At 53.9% G+C, this 17468-nt stretch carries 16 protein-coding genes and 1 tRNA gene; 11 read left to right on the top strand and 6 right to left on the bottom strand.

Going from position 1 to position 17468, the window contains the following annotated elements; translation table 11 throughout:
- Positions 1–83: 83 nt before the first annotated feature.
- On the bottom strand, positions 84–617 hold the full coding sequence (locus tag MCP_RS12755; protein WP_012901266.1) for a helix-turn-helix domain-containing protein: 534 nt from the start codon (positions 615–617) through the stop codon (positions 84–86).
- 121 nt (positions 618–738) lie between these two features.
- Between MCP_RS12755 and MCP_RS12760 the strand changes: the two genes are divergently transcribed.
- The 7 genes from MCP_RS12760 to MCP_RS12790 all read left to right on the top strand — a co-directional run bounded on the left by MCP_RS12760 (position 739) and on the right by MCP_RS12790 (position 5764).
- Positions 739–1803 carry an ABC transporter substrate-binding protein gene (locus MCP_RS12760; RefSeq protein WP_012901267.1) on the top strand — a complete coding sequence of 355 codons (1065 nt, stop codon included), beginning with the start codon at positions 739–741 and terminating at the stop codon, positions 1801–1803.
- A gap of 55 nt (positions 1804–1858) precedes the next feature.
- Positions 1859–2635, top strand: a complete 777-nt coding sequence (locus MCP_RS12765; RefSeq protein WP_012901268.1) for an ABC transporter permease — start codon at positions 1859–1861, stop codon at positions 2633–2635.
- Complete coding sequence (locus MCP_RS12770) at positions 2636–3406, top strand: ABC transporter ATP-binding protein (protein WP_012901269.1); 771 nt, start codon at positions 2636–2638, stop codon at positions 3404–3406. It begins immediately after the preceding gene.
- Positions 3407–3481: 75 nt separating this feature from the next.
- Complete coding sequence (locus MCP_RS12775; protein ID WP_012901270.1) at positions 3482–4246, top strand: RAD55 family ATPase; 765 nt, start codon at positions 3482–3484, stop codon at positions 4244–4246.
- Between the two features lie 10 nt (positions 4247–4256).
- Positions 4257–4541 (top strand): hypothetical protein, encoded by a 285-nt coding sequence (locus MCP_RS12780; protein ID WP_012901271.1) that lies wholly within the window; start codon positions 4257–4259, stop codon positions 4539–4541.
- On the top strand, positions 4538–4846 hold the full coding sequence (locus MCP_RS12785) for a hypothetical protein (protein WP_012901272.1): 309 nt from the start codon (positions 4538–4540) through the stop codon (positions 4844–4846). Before MCP_RS12780 ends, MCP_RS12785 begins: the two co-directional genes overlap by 4 nt.
- Positions 4847–4915: 69 nt before the next feature.
- On the top strand, positions 4916–5764 hold the full coding sequence (locus MCP_RS12790) for a hypothetical protein (RefSeq protein WP_012901273.1): 849 nt from the start codon (positions 4916–4918) through the stop codon (positions 5762–5764).
- A gap of 2 nt (positions 5765–5766) precedes the next feature.
- Here the strand turns inward: MCP_RS12790 and MCP_RS12795 are convergent, their stop codons facing one another.
- The gene (locus MCP_RS12795) at positions 5767–6123 is read right to left on the bottom strand and encodes a sirohydrochlorin chelatase (protein ID WP_012901274.1); all 357 of its coding nucleotides are present in this window, start codon (positions 6121–6123) and stop codon (positions 5767–5769) included.
- Entirely contained in the window at positions 6120–7394 is a 1275-nt protein-coding gene (gene thiC, locus MCP_RS12800) for a phosphomethylpyrimidine synthase ThiC (protein ID WP_012901275.1), read from the bottom strand. The genes MCP_RS12795 and thiC overlap by 4 nt, the downstream gene beginning before the upstream one ends.
- Before the next feature lie 60 nt (positions 7395–7454).
- On the opposite strand from thiC, the gene MCP_RS12805 reads away from it, so the two are divergent.
- Positions 7455–8072: an MBL fold metallo-hydrolase gene (locus tag MCP_RS12805; protein ID WP_128860068.1), complete on the top strand. Its 618-nt coding sequence runs from the start codon at positions 7455–7457 to the stop codon at positions 8070–8072.
- Positions 8073–8119: 47 nt separating this feature from the next.
- On the opposite strand, the gene MCP_RS12810 is transcribed toward MCP_RS12805, so the two are convergent.
- Positions 8120–9124 carry a PGF-CTERM sorting domain-containing protein gene (locus tag MCP_RS12810; RefSeq protein WP_012901277.1) on the bottom strand — a complete coding sequence of 335 codons (1005 nt, stop codon included), beginning with the start codon at positions 9122–9124 and terminating at the stop codon, positions 8120–8122.
- A 552-nt stretch (positions 9125–9676) separates the two neighbouring features.
- Here MCP_RS12810 and MCP_RS12815 point away from each other — a divergent pair.
- Positions 9677–10162, top strand: a complete 486-nt coding sequence (locus MCP_RS12815; protein ID WP_012901278.1) for an Lrp/AsnC family transcriptional regulator — start codon at positions 9677–9679, stop codon at positions 10160–10162.
- A gap of 279 nt (positions 10163–10441) precedes the next feature.
- Positions 10442–10516: transfer RNA gene (locus tag MCP_RS12820), tRNA-Thr, on the top strand.
- A gap of 38 nt (positions 10517–10554) precedes the next feature.
- On the opposite strand, the gene MCP_RS12825 is transcribed toward MCP_RS12820, so the two are convergent.
- Complete coding sequence (locus MCP_RS12825; RefSeq protein WP_128860069.1) at positions 10555–12324, bottom strand: hypothetical protein; 1770 nt, start codon at positions 12322–12324, stop codon at positions 10555–10557.
- Positions 12325–12611: 287 nt separating this feature from the next.
- The gene (locus MCP_RS15965; protein ID WP_012901280.1) at positions 12612–15671 is read right to left on the bottom strand and encodes a hypothetical protein; all 3060 of its coding nucleotides are present in this window, start codon (positions 15669–15671) and stop codon (positions 12612–12614) included.
- Positions 15672–16094: 423 nt separating this feature from the next.
- Between MCP_RS15965 and MCP_RS12855 the strand changes: the two genes are divergently transcribed.
- Positions 16095–17450 (top strand): DUF362 domain-containing protein, encoded by a 1356-nt coding sequence (locus MCP_RS12855; RefSeq protein WP_231845084.1) that lies wholly within the window; start codon positions 16095–16097, stop codon positions 17448–17450.
- Positions 17451–17468: the final 18 nt, after the last annotated feature.

Here is a 17468-nt window from a genome sequence, read left to right on the forward strand (position 1 = left end):
TCAGTCTTCGCGGACTTATCAAGCTTAGCGGGCTTAAACCGGTGGTGTTACGATAAATAAGGTTAATTTAGCTAGCGATTCTTTTAATGTCCGAAACTTCGCACCTTTTTAGAGGCGTTCTCTATGGCGGCGACCACGCTGTTGCCCGGCATTATGGTGGCGACGGGGATACGCAGGACCTTCTCGAGAGTATAGCTCACGATGGGGGCGCACACTAAAGCCTGAGCGCCGTCACGTTCGGCCTTAATGGCCGCGACGATGGCGTCCTCCATGGTCATGGCCGAGTACTCGCGCACGACGATACGCTTACCGTCCACGAACATCTCGCGCTCGCTGATGCGGTCCAGCACCTGCCTCGCGGCGATCACGGCGATGAACTTCTCGCGGCTCAGGCCCTCGATGTTCCGGATGGCCTCAACGACCTCACGTAGCGTGCCCAGGTTCGGGTCACGGTCGCCGTTCAAGATCTTATAGAGCGTGCTCGGGGAGATGCCGGAGCGGTCGCCGAACTCCGTTATGCTCAGGCCCAGGTCCTTCTTTATTACCCTCTCAAGCGTTTTCCTGAACTCCTCGTCCGACTGGAACGCGGCCGCGATCACGTCATCCGCTATTGTCATAAATGTCAATCCTTAGTGTATAATTAACCAGATAATATTTGTACCTTTGTATTAATAAAAAGTTGTGTTGGGGAAAAGATATAAATCCAATTCGCCCAATAAAGCAAACGGAAGGTATGTTATGTCTATTAATGATCTCTTTGATAAGCTTAACGAAGAAAAGCTTTCTCGCAGGACGGTCCTTAAAGTCGGCGCAGCTGTCGGCGTCGGCATGGCCGGCCTGGGGGTAGCGGGGTGTACCAGCCCGTCTCCCACCGTGACGCCCACTTCCACGCCGCTCAAGGTTAAGGATACGGTTAACATAGGCTATCTCATCACGGACCACGACTCGCCGTTCTACATCGCCGCGACGAAGATCGACGGGGCCCAGAGCTACCTGGAGAAGTACGGCATGAACATCAACATCACCAACTTCAGCTCGGGCCCGGAGATACTGACCCAGATCGCGGGAGGCAAGATCGACATAGGCATCGCAGGCGTGCCGCCGGTCATACTCGCGTACGATAAGGACCCGACGGTCAGGATCGTGACCTCCGTCCACAAGAACGGCTCCGGGCTGTTCGTCAAGAAGGGCTCGGGCCTGGCGAAGTTCACCGACCTCAAGGGGAAGAAGGTCGGCACCCCTGGCCCCGGCTCCATACAGGACATCCTGGTCCGGGAGCTCTGCAAGTCCAATAATCTCGTTTACGGCACGGACGTCGACGCGGTGAAGCTGCCCCAGGGCCAGTGGATCGGCGCCGTCGACGCCGGAACGGTCGACGCGGTCATGGGCTGGGAGCCGTTCGTGACCATGGCGGAGATGCAGGGCATCGGCGAAACGATACTCAGGTCCGAGGACATCCTGCCCGGCCACCCGTGCGACTCGATCGTCACGACGAAGGGCATGATCGAGCAGTACCCGGATTCCATCAAGGCGTTCCTCAGGGCCCACCGCGACGCGGTCGAGCTCATCAAGAACGACCCGCAGAAGGCCGCCCAGATCGTCTCCTCGAAGGAGTGGATGAACAACGAGCCGGCCGTCGAGCGCGCGTCCATGGAGCACATCACGTTCCTGTACAAGCCGGACGAGGAGTACCTGGCCGGGTTCGACCGGTTCTCGAAGGTCCTGAAAGAGGAGCTGAGCCTGACCAAGAAAGTCTATACCAGGGACGAGATCTTCGACCTGTCCCTCGTGAACGGGATCTAATGTGGGCGGGCTCCGCCCAACAAATTTATTTTACATAAGAATGGATTATATCTCCATGGCCCGTCTGAGTAGATATTTTCTTCAGGTCTCAGGCATCCTGCTTATCATACTATTGTGGGAGCTTTCCACCGGCGTGTTCCACCTGTTCAAGTGGATAGTCCTGCCGCCGCCGACGGACGTTTTCATGACCATGCTGTCCATGGCCCTGGACGGCAGCCTGTTCGTCAACGCGGGATGGAGCCTGCTCCGTGTGCTCCTGGGCTTCCTGGTGGCGGCCGTCGTCGCCATACCGATGGGAGTGGCCATGGGCTGGCTTCCGTCGATCTCGCTCGTCTTCGACCCGGTCATCGAGGTCATAAGGCCTATCCCCCCGATCGCGTGGATCGGGCTGGCGCTGCTCTGGTTCGGCATCGGCCTGAACTCGGCGATATTCCTGGTGTTCATCGGGGCATTCTTCCCCATCCTGCTCAATACCATTGACGGCGTGCGCAACGTGGACAAGAGGCTGATCGAGGTCGCCTACACCTTCGGGGCCGGCGACTGGAACGTGCTCCGGAAGGTCGTACTGCCCGCCGCTTCGCCGATCATATATACCGGCATGCGGGTGGGCATGGGCATCGGGTGGATGTGCGTCGTGGCCGCGGAGATGATCGCCGTCAAGTTCGGGCTGGGCAACATGATCCTCGAGGGCTCGAACCTGCTCCAGACCGACGTGGTCATGGTGGGCATGCTCACCATCGGGCTGATGGGCCTGGCGATCAACTATATCTTCCAGATCGCCGGGAATTACATATTCAAGTGGCAGCAGGGCATCAGCAGGAAGGTGGCCTGAATGTCGCACGACATACGGGTCGAGCACGTCAGCAAGGAATACGAGTCCAACGGTAAAAAGCTGAAGGCCGTGGACGACGTCTCGCTGGAGATCAAAGACGCCGAGTTCATCTGCATCGTCGGCCCGTCGGGATGCGGCAAGTCGACGCTGCTCCGCATGATCGCCGGCCTGGAGCCGGTCTCGGGCGGCAGCATCTGGATGGGCGATAAGAAGATCACCTCCACGTCCCCCGAGATCGGGTTCGTGTTCCAGGAGTACACGCTGTTCCCCTGGAGGACCGTGGGTAAAAATGTGGAGTTCGGGCTTGAGTTGAAGAAGCTTCCCCCCGAGGAAAGAAATAAGATCGCTTCCAGGTATATCGACATGGTGGGGCTAGAGAAATTCAGGGATTCTTACCCGCACCAGCTATCCGGGGGCATGAGGCAGAGAACGGCCATAGCCCGCACGCTCGCCGTCAACCCGGAGATATTGCTAATGGACGAGCCCTTCGGCGCCCTTGACGCCCAGACCCGCAACATCCTCCAGGAACAGCTTCTGGATATCTGGCAGAAGGAAAGGAAAAAGGTCCTCTTCGTCACGCACAACGTGGACGAGGCCGTCTTCCTGGCGGACAGGGTCATCGTCATGACCGCCCGGCCGGGCCGTATCAAGGAGATCATCAGCATCGACATCCCCCGTCCCAGGGTGCGCACCGAGACCGAAGTGAACAAGGTCCGTAACGTCATTTTAAAATCCCTATTCGAAGAGGTCCAGAAGCTTTCGGACCACTGACTTGTTTTGTTAAGAGGGACGAACGTTTATATCCCCATTATTATATATTCTAGATATAATTATAATGGGGCGGCCATGACCACGACCAGGCTAAAGACGGGCATACCGGGCCTCGACAAGATGACCGGAGGCGGCTTTTTAAAAGGGGATACCACGCTCGTGACCGGGCCGCCGGGCACCGGCAAGACCACTTTCGGGCTGCAATTCCTCATGCATGGGGTATTAGAAAGCCAGAGCGGCGTGTTCGTGACCGTCGAGGAGACCCCGGAGAAGATCGCGAACGACGCCCTGAACTTCGGCTGGGACCTGCGGAAGCTCGAGGCCGAAGGCCGCTTGAGGCTCTACCAGCTTCGCTCCGAGATGCTTCAGTCGGGCGGCGCCCCCATCATGCAGTGCCTGGATGTCATTAATTCCGTAAAGGCCGAACGCGTCGTGATCGACCCCATCTCCCTTTACTCCATGAACGTCCACGATCCCAACGATCTGCGGAGGGAGCTATATGCCTTCGTGAACTACATGAAGGAGAACGGGCTGACGCTTCTGCTTACGCACGAGGTGCCCGACATCATGTCCCGGACGTCGAAAATATCCGATTACGGGCTGGAGTTCATCGTGGACAGCATCATCATGCTCCAGTACGTGGAGATCGAGTCGGCCATATCCCGGTCCATCAACGTGCTCAAGATGCGGGGCTCGAGCCATGACATGGCCATACGGAGATACCGCATATCGGGGAAGGGCATCGAGATCGAGGCGCCATTCGAGGGCTATGAGGGGATCATGAGCGGTACCGCGCGTAAATCCGGCGCCGAGGCCTTCATGGAGGCCTTCAGGCGGTAGGTGCTGCCGTATGGGCCCGTATCAGCTCGTCCTTGCCGCGACCGTATTATGCGAGATACTGCTGTTATTTTTTATATTTTGTATCGCCAGATTTTACGAGCTGAAGTTCAGGGAGCACACATATCACGTCTCGTTCCTGATACCGGCGTTCGTCCTGGCCGGCATGCTGCTCGTCAGCCTCTTCGGCGGCCTGGAGCTGGAGGCAGATCTATTAATAACGAGCTTCAGCACGCTTTTGGTGCTGTTGACAACCGGCCTGTTCCTGTATAGAAAAATGATGGGGGTATCGGGGTGAACGCTTTTTTAGACATGCTGAACTGGATCCTGCTATTCATCACGCTCTCTGGCATGGCGCTCATGCTGCGGGAACTCAGCCGGAGGCTGGGAGACGCCCTTCGCACAAAGAAGTTCTACTTCCTCTACGACGCCGGAGTGGCTGTTTTAGCCGTTGCGGTCGCCATAATGCTGCTATCGTACCCGGAAGGCTCATTGTCATTACTCGCTAGGCTGATCTTTTTTGGCGGGGCCGCCCTTATCGCGGGCACGACGGCACGATACTGGGGATGGATAATCCCGGAAATATTTATGAGAGGCAAATAATTATTATACAGGAGAGCAAAGCATTAATATCAGAGAATTTAAAAGGGGATTGGTAAGGGGATATAAAAAATGGCACTTGGATCGAGGGATATCCTATATTTCTTCATGGGGATCATCGCCGTCGGCATGGTCGTATTCTTCAGCGCCTACCAGCTGACGACCTACGAGTCGGTGAGGGATTCGCTGGGCAGCATCGCAGGGCAGCCTTCCCAGGTCGTCGACCTGCATTCGCAGTATAATAAGATGGTCGACCAGTTCCAGAATAATGGCTATGACGGCATTTTCACATATCATTATGGCATGCAGTCCATCGACATAACGGGCTCGCAGGCGAGAGGCAAGACGGAAAGCGAGGTCATGGGCCTGGTGTTCGATGAGTACGCCGCGAACTTTTACGACGGCAACGTGCCCGGCTCGCTGTCGATGGTCTCGGGCTTCGTCGGCGCCAGCGCCAACGGCTTCTACTTCCTGATGGCCGTGCTCATGCTGGCCGCTTTCGTCATCATCCTCGCGCTCTCATACATCCAGCAGTGGTACGAGACCCCGAAGGACATGCTCAAGAGCGCGGGCAAGATCATCCTCGTCATGGGCGTCATCGCCTTTATCATATTCTTATTCCTGCCGTCGGTCGTCAAGTCGGTCATGTGGGCGTCGATCAGCAGCGACCTGGGACGGGACGTCACCTACGTCATCGAGCCTCGCATCACCGGCACGATACTGGTGAACACCCTGATCATCGTCCTGTTCGGCGCGCTTCTCTATGGCGCCGGCTTCCTCATCCACATCAACACGGGCGAGGGAGAGCCGGATGCGATGGGCTATATCCGTGAGGCCCCGAGAATGAAGGAATCGAAGGCCTTACCAAGGCTGAGCAGCCCGAAGGCTCCGCCCGAGAAGCCGAAGCGCCGGCAGCTCTGAGCCTATTTATTCGCTTCCCCGATCCTCTCTCTTATTATTTTAGCGATCTGCTCTGACCGCCCCAGCGGCTCAAGTAAAAATATCTCTTTGCCGCGGGAGTGGCCATGTGTGGATTCGATGCCCAGGGCCCGCGGGATCGTCACCCTCGTGTGGTAGCCGTGCGCCATGAGCAGGGGCATGACGAAGACCCGATGTGCTTTAATGAGACTCAGGGCGTCCTCGATATGGGGCTCCTGCTCCAGGTAGCAGGCCCGCACTTCCTCAAAATCAGCCTGAAAGAGCTCCACATAATAGGGGAGCACGTCATCAGCAAGCTCACTCCTGCTCCCGTGCCCGACAATTAGCAAAGCGTCGCTCATATCTTACCCGACTTCAGGGCATCCTTTACCAGCTTGATGGCACACAGGTCGCTGCACATGGAGCACGTATCGCCCTCGGTCATGCGCGTGCCGCGGATGTGCTCCGCTCTCTCGGGGTCGACGGCCAGGCTCATCTGGGCTTTCCAGTCCAGGTCACATCGGGCCTGCGACATCCGCCGGTCCATCTCTCTCGACCGCTCCCGCTGGCCTTCCTTTACAGTATCGGCCACATGGGCGGCGATCTTCCCGACCACGACTCCATCCCGGATATCGTCGGCCGTGGGCAGCGCCAGGTGCTCGGACGGGGTCACGATGCAGAGGAAGTCCGCGCCGGCCATGCCCGCGAGCGAGCCGCCGATGGCGCCTACGACATGGTCGTAGCCCGGGGCGATATCCGTCACAAGCGGCCCGAGCAAATACAGGGGAGCGTCACCGGTCAGCTTCTTCATCGCCTTCACGGTCATCTCCACCTCGTCTAAAGGCACGTGGCCGGGGCCCTCGACGATGGACTGGACGTCGGCCTCCCGGCAGCGCCGGACAAGCTCGCCCAGGGTGATGATCTCCATGAACTCCGGCCTGTCGGAGGCATCGGCCATGCACCCGGGCCTCATGCCGTCCCCCAGGCTCAGCGTCAGGTCGTACTCCCGGGCGATCTCCAGCAGATATTCGAACTCCTCGTAAAAGGGATTGTCTTTCTCGTTGTGGAGCATCCAGGCCATGGTGAGCGCTCCGCCCCGGCTCACGATGTTCAGGAGCCTGGGGTCGTTCTTGAGCCGCCCGAGGGCATTTCGGTTGACGCCGCAGTGCACCGTTACGAAATCTACTCCGTCTTTAGCGTGCTCCCGGACGGAGTTGAAGAGGTCGTCGGAGGTCATGTCCACGGCGTTCCGCCTCTTCCTGGCGGCGTGGTAGATGGGCACTGTGCCCAGCGGGACTTCGAGTTCCCTGGCAAGCCTCTTCCGGACGGTATCCCTGTCCTTGCCCGTCGAGAGGTCCATGACGGCGTCGGCGCCGTATTGCACGGCGATTTGAGCTTTCTTTACCTCGTCGTCGCAGTCGTCGTAATCCTTCGAGGTGCCCACGTTGGCGTTCACCTTCGTGGACACGAGCTTTCCGACCGCGCGGCCTTCGAAGCTCCGGCCTGAATTCCTGGGAGCGGCCACCAGTCCCTTCGCTATCAGCGCGCTGAGCGCGCCTGCGTCCGCGCCTTCCGCTTTTGCCAGCCGGCGGATCTCTTCGGTGGGGCCCTTTTTTGCGTCTTTCATCAACATGGATGTCGCCCTTGGTTTTCGAACATAGCATTTATACTCATTGAGCTCAAACGAAACGTGATGCGTATTAAGAACGTGAATGGGATTTCCTATGATTCCAATGCTTATCTAATTGACGCAAAGCGTAAAACCCTTGTGGACGCCGGGATGAGCGCGGGCCGCGTGCTCCAGGGCCTCGGTGGAGGCCTCGACCTTATTATCTTAACACACTGCCACTTCGACCATGTTGGCGCCGTGCCCGATATCGTTAAGGCGACCGGGGCCGCCGTGGCTATGCACGAGGAGGACGCCGCCATACTCCACAGGGACATGGCGGCCGCCATGTTCAACGCCAGGCGCCCCGAATTCGGCGTGGACGTCTTACTGAGGGATGGCGAGGTCATCGACCTCGGGGACATTAAGCTGCGGGTGATCCACACGCCGGGCCACACTCCGGGAAGCATATGCCTGTACGAGCCAGAAACAAAAGTGCTCTTCACCGGCGACACCGTATTCGAGGGGGGAAGCTTCGGGAGGACCGACATAGGTGGCGACCCTGAGGCCATGCTCCGGTCCCTGGAGGCGCTCACGAAGCTCGACGTCTCGGCACTCTATCCGGGACACGGCGGGGCCGTGACGCGAAGGGCGAAGGAGTCGCTGCTCGCCTCTTATGAGAACGCTAAATATATGCTTTTATAAAAAAAGAATGAGCTTATGCCCCCATAGGAGCATAAGCTGTAAATTTATTATTTCTTCTTCCGCGTGATCAGGGCCAGGGCAGCGAGCATACCCATGGTCGCCAGGACTATTTCGAATCCGGGAGACTGGGCCTTGGTCGGAGCGGGCGTGGAGGGAACTGCCGTAGCGTTAGACGGAGCGGGAGTCGCTGTAGCGGTGGCGGTCACGTTCGGCTTAACGGTGGGCTGCAATGTAGGCGATACTACCGGGGTTGTCTGCGTGCCAGTGATGACCTGCTTGATGGTACCGTCGGGGTTGTAGACCACGGACTGGTTCGACATGTGCTCGACCGGCTGTTTTGCATAGAAGTCACGGATGGCCTGTAGGTCATAGTTGACTTTCGTCGGGGTCTGAGTGGGCGTCGGGGTTGCGGTGGCCGACGGGCTTACGGTGGGCGTCGGGCTGGCCGCGGCCTGTGATTGGAAGTTCACTGAGTAGATCGTCGGGCCGTTCGTGGCATTTAAGTTCTCGATGTAGAGCACGACGTAGGCGGGCTTAAAGCCGCTCTGGTATGTGTATGAGCCCATCATGGTGCTGCCCTGATATAAGCTGCAGGTGAAGCTATTGCCATCGGTGGAGGTGATCTTTCCGGTATATGTGGCACCCGTGTCCGGTACTCCTCCGAAGTAGTGATCGATGACACTGTTATCCTTCACCGCGGTGAAAAATCCACCGTGTATATACCCGACGGTGATGTCACCGCTGTTCATGCCCGATGATACGCCTACGTGTACATCGCAGTCTTCATTGTTTAACTTGAACGTGGACTCGAAGCTGAAGGCTCCGGATGCATCTGTCGTTACGGGATGCACGGCTTTGCATGCATAGGCGGTATCATTGGAAATTATACCATCGCCCGCACTGTTCACTTTAAAACTACCCTGGGTTGTCGTCCAGCCGCCGCTCGTAACGTCCGTTAGCGGGTTGGCGGTAAAATTAGCGGCCATGGCAATGGCCGAGCCGAGGATCACCGCCACCATCATTAGAAGTGATATTATTGCTTTTGTCTTCATTGAGTTCCTCCTGTTATTGCTTGTTATACAATGGGTTATCCCCTAGGAACTCCTATAATAGGTAAATGTATCAGGTTTACTTGTGAATATAGCGTATTGTATGTAATAACCCGTATAATTAGCGGTTTTATATAAAGTATTGGATATTAGTAGGCTTATGAAACGATGTTGCTTACTTTTTCGTATAATATTAAAAAGTATGTACATATTATGATAACTGTTATATACTAATTATATGAGGAGAGTCCGCCAGGATAGAGTTAATATAGCCCGATCACATCATCCTATATAAATTTTATTGGTTCCGCGTGGGAAAATCGCGGCAGATATACCGCATTCTTTTTTAAACAACGGCTATACACGTGTATTTAAAGCCGCTTTTCGCCGGACGAAAGCGGCAAGCGGTCCGTGAAAAATTATTAAAAAATACCCCGGCCAAATAACATATTTTCCATAATATTGCCGATTTTTATTTTATTTTATCATGCAACTTTCGCTTTTTACATGACGAACTCTTTCAACTCAAGACTTGCTATACAAACATAGATGACTATGGCGTATAAATCTATCAAGGACCTCGATGCTATAGATATAAAGATCATCGAGAAGCTGTGCCAGGATTCTAGCGCCTCATTGAACGATATCGCGCAGGAGCTAGGCATCTCGGCTTCGACGGTGCATAAGCGCATAAACGTCCTGAAAGAGAACAACATCATCGAGCGCTTCACGATCCTCTTCGATCCGATGATTCTTAACCTCAAGACCGTCGCCTTCGTAGGCATCGAGCTGGATAGGGATGCCCTTATGGGACGGAAGAAGGAGGAAGTCCTCCGGAGCCTGGCGGGCATTCCCTATATCATGGAGATCCACGAGACTCTGGCGCCCTTCGACCTCATATTAAAGCTCCGGACGAGGAACGTGGAAAAGCTAAGGAACGTCATCACCAGCATCGCCGCCATCGACGGCATCATGGCCACGAATACCATCCTGACGACGAACCGGATTATGGAACGGTTCATAGAAGTACCGGGTAATTAGAGATGCGGCAGATGATTAATGATAAAGCGCATATATTGTACATTATCCCCTTTATAATAGGTACCTTTTATCGCGTGCCCGTTCATCCTGGCATTAAAATGATACTAACCCGAAGTGGCTGGAATCCTGTTTCGTAAGTATTTGCGATGGACAAAAACCGGGACACCTTATAAGAGATAATTTAGGTATCGATAACGAGACAACCCATTAAAGCGTAAACTGTTAATGTTTAAAATTATATAATTTTAATTATTAACATAATACTTTTATGTAATAAATGCCGGTGTAGCACAGTATGGTTTATGCGCCTGGCCTGTAAACAGGAGACCGTCGGTTCAAATAAGCCCACCGGCCCTAATTTTTAATTTATATGCCTTCGGGGTGAAATCGTATTATTTCGCCCCACCCCACGCTTCGTTAGCGAACTCTTCCAGGTCCGTGTAATTATAGTCCCACGTCGTATACATTGCTCCGGCGACATTCACGCCCGAGTTGCTCGCGTCATTTAGCCACTGTCCGATCGGGAGTCCAAGCCCATCATAGTAACCTGCAAGAATCATCGGATTCCCGCGCCCACTCCAGAACTTGAGGCTGTTCATGTACGTCTTATCGTTGTAGTTCCAATTGACGATCACCATATCCCTGGCAAGGCCCTCGTAAGAACCGTCCACACTACCGTTGCACAGGTAGTAGTTATCGACCGCGTTAACGTACGGGTCGAACATGTCGTTCCATACGAAGATCGTGGTACCAGGACTTACGGACCGTATAAGGTTATAGTTACTCCGAATGCTATTAGCCAGCAACTGGCCCTGGGTTCTGGGCTTATCGCTGGCCTCCCAGTTCCCGACGCGAATCTCGTCATAGTTTATGAAATAGCCGGATGGATGCAGGGCATCTTTTACGTCGATGATCTGATTCCTGAAAATTGCTTGTGCCTCGGGACTGGTCAGGCTGACAGAAACCATGCCATGATCTGTCGAAATGGCACTATAGAAAGATACGCGAAGCCTTTCGCCTTCCCGGATCCGGCTGTTGCTCGTTAATATGATCGGGGGGGATGGATGATATATACTATAGAAGCCGGGGTCAGGTACTTCTCCAAGGAGTGGATCGGTAACGGATTTATAGTCCACCCCTTCGGTATACACGATACCATCTTCACTTTCGACGACCAACGGACAATCGGCGCGCCGGATGACGTTCGTCAGGCCGATCTCTGCGAGGCTCGCGTCATCGAACCATACCTTTCCCTGCACATCATTCCATGTCCCGAGCGAGATCGTCACACGGCTGTTATTCAGGCTGTTAAAGACGATATCATACTCCGTCCAGTCCTGGGTGGACGCGACCGCGGGAGTTTGAAACGCCAGCATCATGCCATTCTCGCCCTTGACCGTGGGTACGACCGCGTCCGGGTTCGTGATGTCCTGCGTCTTCATCCAGAAGGATAGATGGTACTGCCTGTAGGGGGCGACGTCGACCGTCTTGAATATTCGATTGACGCCACCCTTAGCGTCTATTCTCATGGACTGGGAACCCGCGTGCTTGATGCTGGAATCGGCGAACGTATAATAGCCGGGCTTTTCCTGGGAATCCCATCCGACGAACCTGTTGCTCACGGCAGACTCGAAGTTACCGCCGGGCAGGGATATGTCCGGATCTGAGACCAGGTTGGCCTGCCCATGGCTGACCACGAAAAGGGCATCCTTCACCGGCAAGCCTTCGATCTGGTTCGGGTCATGGGATAGTATGGCGTTCGCGTATCCGACCGTGAGCACGCAGGGATAGAGCGCCAGTCCCAGCTCGTCTGCCTTGTTTTTCACCGCATCCAGATTTTTTTTATAATTGTCCGACGCGCTATCGAGTGCTTCTAAATTATGGTTCGAAAACACTACGCCATTGTACCCGGCATTCTTGGCCCGGACCATCACGCTCTCGACTTTCTCGAGATTTTTCGCTGTGGCGATGTTGTCGCGAATATATACCAGGCGATATTTCATAGGGCCATATTGGGAATCGTTCGTCACCGGTACGAGCGATGGGTTGATGATATCGGCCGTAGGGTCGATTGAGCCATTATCCGAGGAATTGTCCGTGAAGTTGATTAGATAATTAGTATAGACACATCCGGTGATTATCAATAGTAGGAAGATTACCATAGCGCTTGTTATATGCAATCGGTTCCTTCCCAATTTCATAAGCAACCATTATTATTTATTACTATAAATTACTTGCTAAGTATCAATATATATCTATAATAATTGATCGGTTCGCCCACCATGCTAAATACATCCTTTCAATACCCGAGTCCAGGCTTATGTGAATGATACGCCCGTGTCTGAATTCCCGCAGGTAGATAAAAAAAATTAGGGAAAGAGCTTTTATGCTCCTTCCCTTTGCTCATTGGCCGGCACATCGATTTTGGGAATTCCCGATGTCCTCATCATTAATGGCTCACGGTACTTAATATCAAGTCCCAGCCTTGCTTGAGCGCACTTATCAGAGGATTATCTGTTGTCGAGGTCTGCGTTAACGTATGTGACACGATCGGTGTCGTTGCTGCCTTGTTGTTGGTCAGCACGGCGTTGTCCACGTACATGTTCGAGTTGACCGGGTTTGAACTCAATATAATGTACACCATACCATTACCGCTCGTGGTGCTCGGAGCGGTCACCGTTATCTTCCTGGACTTGTAAACGCCAGGAGTGAGCTGCGAGACATTATCCACGTACAGGTTAAGTGTGTTCGAGTTCCAATCCCCGATCTTCGTCACCACCGTGCACGCGTTAGTGACATCCAGATCATAGGTGAACGTCAACGTATCACCCGCACTCCAGCTCAAATCGCCCTGGTACAACATCTCCCAGTTATCACTACTATCCGAACCGGAAGACACCCGGGCACTATGCGTACCGTTAGAAGCCCAAACCGTGCTCTGAGTCAACGTGCCCGTAGTCCCTTCACCCAGGAACTTCCAAGGGGAAATACCCGACTCAAAACTCGGATTCGCCAACAAATTAACACCCGACGGCGCCGGGGACGGCGCAGTAGGAGTCGGAGTCAACGTAGGCTTAGCCGTAACCGTAACCGTAGGCGTGGGCGTGAGCGTGGGCGTTGGAGTCACCGTTGCCGTAGGCGTTGGAGTCGTTGCTGCCTTGTTGTTGGTCAGCACGGCGTTGTCCACGTACATGTTCGAGTTGACCGGGTTTGAACTCAATATAATGTACACCATACCATTACCGCTCGTGGTGCTCGGAGCGGTCACCGTTATCTTCCTGGACTTGTAAACGCCAGGAGTGAGCTGCGAGACATTATCCACGTACAGGTTAAGTGTGTTCGAGTTCCAATCCCCGATCTTCGTCACCACCGTGCACGCGTTAGTGACATCCAGATCATAGGTGAACGTCAACGTATCACCCGCACTCCAGCTCAAATCGCCCTGGTACAACATCTCCCAGTTATCACTACTATCCGAACCGGAAGACACCCGGGCACTATGCGTACCGTTAGAAGCCCAAACCGTGCTCTGAGTCAACGTGCCCGTAGTCCCTTCACCCAGGAACTTCCAAGGGGAAATACCCGACTCAAAACTCGGATTCGCCAACAAATTAACACCCGACGGCGCCGGGGACGGCGCAGTAGGAGTCGGAGTCAACGTAGGCTTAGCCGTAACCGTAACCGTAGGCGTGGGCGTGAGCGTGGGCGTCACAGTAGGCTTTACAGTAGGCGTTGGCGTCACCGTGGGCGTACCTCCCCAGGCGGCATCGGCAAAGCTACTGAGCTGTGAGTAGTCATTCTCCCATGTCGTGTACATGGCTCCGACCACGTTCGCATTATTCGCTCGCGCGTTCGCGAGCCATGGCCCGATCGAGACGCTGCCGTCGTAATAGCCCGCGAGGATCTGTGGGGTACCGAGGCTGGTGAAGAAATTCAGGCTACTATTCTGGCCCCAGCCATTCCAGTTCACGACGGTCACGTCGGAGGTGAGCCCGTTCCACGAGCCAGCGACCGTGCCGTTGCAATAGTAATAGTTGTCCACGGCGTTCATATTGGGGTCGAACATATCGTTCCACACGAAAACTTCGGCGTTCGGGTTGATCTGGTTGATCATCTGCTTATCGCGTTTGAACGACGTGGCGATCAGTTGCCCTTCGGTCATAGTCGTGTCATTATTCCAGTTGCCCGCACGCATTTCATCGTAGTCCACGAAGTATCCGTCGGGCTGTATCAGGTTGTTGAGGGCCTGGACCTGATTGCGGAACATGCCGATCGCGGTCGGGTCCGACAGGCTGATGGCGGCGCCGCCGTAGGAGGTGATCGCATCGTAGAACGATACGCGCAGCTCCTGTCCCTCTTTGATCCGGCTGTTGCTCGTCAGGACAATGGAGGGCGACGGGTGGTATACATCATATTCGCCGGCGGATGGTGATTTGCCCAGGAGCGGGTCGGAAATGTAGTTATAGTCCACGCCTTCCGTGTATAAGGTGCCGTCAGTACCCTTTACTGTGACGGGACATTCGGGGCGGCGGATGACGTTGGTCATGCCGATCTCCGTGAGGCTCGCGTCATCGATCCAGAACGTGCCGCTCGTGCCCCAATCCCCGAGCTTGATGGTGATCTTATTGTTATTCAGGCTGTTGAAAACGACATCGATGCGGGTCCAATCCTGGGTCGACCCCGTTTTAAATCCGGTGTTGTAGAGTACTCTGCCGTCAGCGCCGGTGATGATGGGCCTCAAGCTGCTAACGCTGGATATGCTGGAGGTTTTCAGGTAATAGGAGAGGTAATACTCACGATACGGGGAAACAGTCACCGTCTTGGTTATGTAGACGACGCTGCCTCCGGGAACGACTTTCAAGGATTGCGATCCGGAATGCTTGGTCGTGGTATCTGCATACGTCTTTGTGCCGATGAAATCCTGGGAATCCCAGCCCGAGAACTTGTTACTCGTTGCGCTCTCGAAGTTACCGCCGGGAAGATTGACCGCAGGTTCAGGCACAAGGGCCGCCTGGCCATTCTGGACAAGGTATTTCGCGTTCCGGATGGGGAGGCCTTCCACGAGGTTGGGGTTCTGGGAAAGCATGGTGTTCGCATAGCCTATTGCCAAGACCTGGCAATAGAAATCCATACCGATGCTATCCGCGTAACTCCTCAAGTCCTTAAGGTTGGTCTTGTATGTCGACGATTGGGTATCAAGTATCATCAGGCCGGCCTGGGCATACACAAAGCCGTTATAGCCCTTCTGCTTGGCACTATCCATTAAGTTTTTTGCGGTCTGGAGTTCGGATGCCGAGCTAATGCCCTCGCGGTAAAATACCCAGCGATGTAGCAAATTGACGCTCTGGGTGCCTACAGTATTCTGTACCGAGCCCGTATCGTTCATTACGGTTGTTCTCGTGCCGCTTGTAGATGCCTGATCCACGGCAGGAGTCCCCGCGCTCGCGATGGAAATGCTCGATAGTAATATGATTCCTATACAAACTAATGAAAGAATACCTTTTTTCATGCAAACTCCTCATAAGAAAGCATTTGATACTGCTCCGCTTAAGTAAGCATTTGGAACTAATTACACTATATATTAAATACTTTCTTCTATTATAGAAAAATTTATCATTTTTTGATACAAATTTGATAAATACGTGATTATTTTCTGTAAAATACGATAGAATATGTAATCTTCATCGATCAAAATAAAATTATGGAATAATAGCATAAAAACAATTATATAACCTATTGTGCATATTATTTTTATAATATAATTGTTTGGAGCATAAGCGGTACTATGAAAGTGGCCATCATAAAAGACGATACCCTTGATTATTGCAGGGAAGCGCCGTTCCATCCTTCACGGCGATATCCCGAGTACCCCTTTACGGATATATGTGAGGATAATCGCATTTATGACCGAATCAGGGATATTTTTCATCAGATGGGGATGGACAGTAGAAATTACGGCAGGTTGGACTGGAATCCCCTGGGCGGTATCATCAGGCCCGGAAATATGATAACGATTAAGCCGAACTTCGTGGGCCACGCCAACCCAGTCGATAACGTCGAAGCCATGATCACCCAGGGGTGTATAATCCGGGCCGTATTGGACTACGTCTATATGGCGCTGGAGGGTCGTGGCACCATCACCATTGCCGATGCCCCGTCCATAGATACGGACTTTGACCAGGTGCGAAAGGTCACGGGCATCGACCGTATCGCGGAATATTATGAGGCGAACGCGGAGGTTAAGATCAACATCGTCGATATGCGAAAAGAAGTAGGCCACATGAGGATGGGCAAGCTGGTCCATGAAGAGCTGAAAGGCGATCCGCTTGGCTATACCATCGTGGACCTGAAGGGCGATTCCGCGCATGCCGGGATCATAGGCCAGTATAAAAAGTTCAGATCATTTAACTACAGCAAAGAGGTCATGATGCAGCACCATAATAGTGACAAGAACGAGTATTGCATCGGCAATAGCGTGCTGGCCGCCGACGTGATCATTAACCTTCCGAAGTTAAAGACACATAACAAGACAGGCATGACGTGTGCGTTAAAAAACCTGGTCGGCATCAACGGGTATAAGGACTGGCTACCCCATCACCGGGCCGGTCCGAGCGAAGCGGGCGGCGACGAATACGCGCAAAAGGACTTACGAAAGGACCTGTCGGTGATGCTGAGGGATGAGATCCAGGTCACCGATAACATGCTCCTGGTCATACCGCTGAAAGCCTTGAGCGATGCCCTCTACTATTCAAAATTGGCCCTGCCGTTCCACGACCAGTACTATAACGGGTGCTGGCATGGCAACGACACGCTACCTCGGACCATTTATGACCTGAACCGTATCATCTTTTACGCGGACAGGGATGGCACCATGAGGGATACGGCCCAGCGAAGGATGTTTATTCTCGTGGATGGGGTCATCGGAGGGGAGAAGGAGGGCCCGCAGACGCCGAGTGCGAAGAAGTGCGGAGTGCTCGTCGCCGGGCACGACCCGGTGGAGGTGGACCTGACCTGTAGTCGCATTATGGGTTTTGATTACCTAAAGATGCCGATGTTCAAGTATCCTATGGAGGGCGGTAAATATGGACTCTTTAAAGACGGGCTGGATGGAATACGGATAATATCCGATAAATGCCGGGAGCTCGATGGAGTATACGACGCGTATAACTGTAACTTCATCCCCTCTAAAGGCTGGTTGGGGCATATCGAGTTAATGAGAAGCACGACAATTGAACGTTCAACCATGTCGGGGGCCGAGATCGCCCGGACGCATGGCCGGACTATGTAACCTGTGAAACTATTATCT

The sequence above is a fragment of the Methanocella paludicola SANAE genome (assembly GCF_000011005.1).
Classification (GTDB): domain Archaea; phylum Halobacteriota; class Methanocellia; order Methanocellales; family Methanocellaceae; genus Methanocella; species Methanocella paludicola.

Coding starts and splice junctions, on each gene's coding strand:
- MCP_RS12790 (WP_012901273.1), top strand. CDS start 4,916: ATGGCACTTGGATCGAGGGATATCCTATATTTCTTCATGGGGATCATC.
- MCP_RS12765 (WP_012901268.1), top strand. CDS start 1,859: ATGGCCCGTCTGAGTAGATATTTTCTTCAGGTCTCAGGCATCCTGCTT.
- MCP_RS12770 (WP_012901269.1), top strand. CDS start 2,636: ATGTCGCACGACATACGGGTCGAGCACGTCAGCAAGGAATACGAGTCC.
- MCP_RS12810 (WP_012901277.1), bottom strand. CDS start 9,124: ATGAAGACAAAAGCAATAATATCACTTCTAATGATGGTGGCGGTGATC.
- MCP_RS12755 (WP_012901266.1), bottom strand. CDS start 617: ATGACAATAGCGGATGACGTGATCGCGGCCGCGTTCCAGTCGGACGAG.
- MCP_RS12795 (WP_012901274.1), bottom strand. CDS start 6,123: ATGAGCGACGCTTTGCTAATTGTCGGGCACGGGAGCAGGAGTGAGCTT.
- MCP_RS12780 (WP_012901271.1), top strand. CDS start 4,257: ATGGGCCCGTATCAGCTCGTCCTTGCCGCGACCGTATTATGCGAGATA.
- MCP_RS12855 (WP_231845084.1), top strand. CDS start 16,095: ATGGGGATGGACAGTAGAAATTACGGCAGGTTGGACTGGAATCCCCTG.
- MCP_RS12760 (WP_012901267.1), top strand. CDS start 739: ATGTCTATTAATGATCTCTTTGATAAGCTTAACGAAGAAAAGCTTTCT.
- MCP_RS12805 (WP_128860068.1), top strand. CDS start 7,455: ATGCGTATTAAGAACGTGAATGGGATTTCCTATGATTCCAATGCTTAT.
- thiC (WP_012901275.1), bottom strand. CDS start 7,394: ATGTTGATGAAAGACGCAAAAAAGGGCCCCACCGAAGAGATCCGCCGG.
- MCP_RS12825 (WP_128860069.1), bottom strand. CDS start 12,324: ATGGTAATCTTCCTACTATTGATAATCACCGGATGTGTCTATACTAAT.
- MCP_RS12815 (WP_012901278.1), top strand. CDS start 9,677: ATGGCGTATAAATCTATCAAGGACCTCGATGCTATAGATATAAAGATC.
- MCP_RS15965 (WP_012901280.1), bottom strand. CDS start 15,671: ATGAAAAAAGGTATTCTTTCATTAGTTTGTATAGGAATCATATTACTA.
- MCP_RS12775 (WP_012901270.1), top strand. CDS start 3,482: ATGACCACGACCAGGCTAAAGACGGGCATACCGGGCCTCGACAAGATG.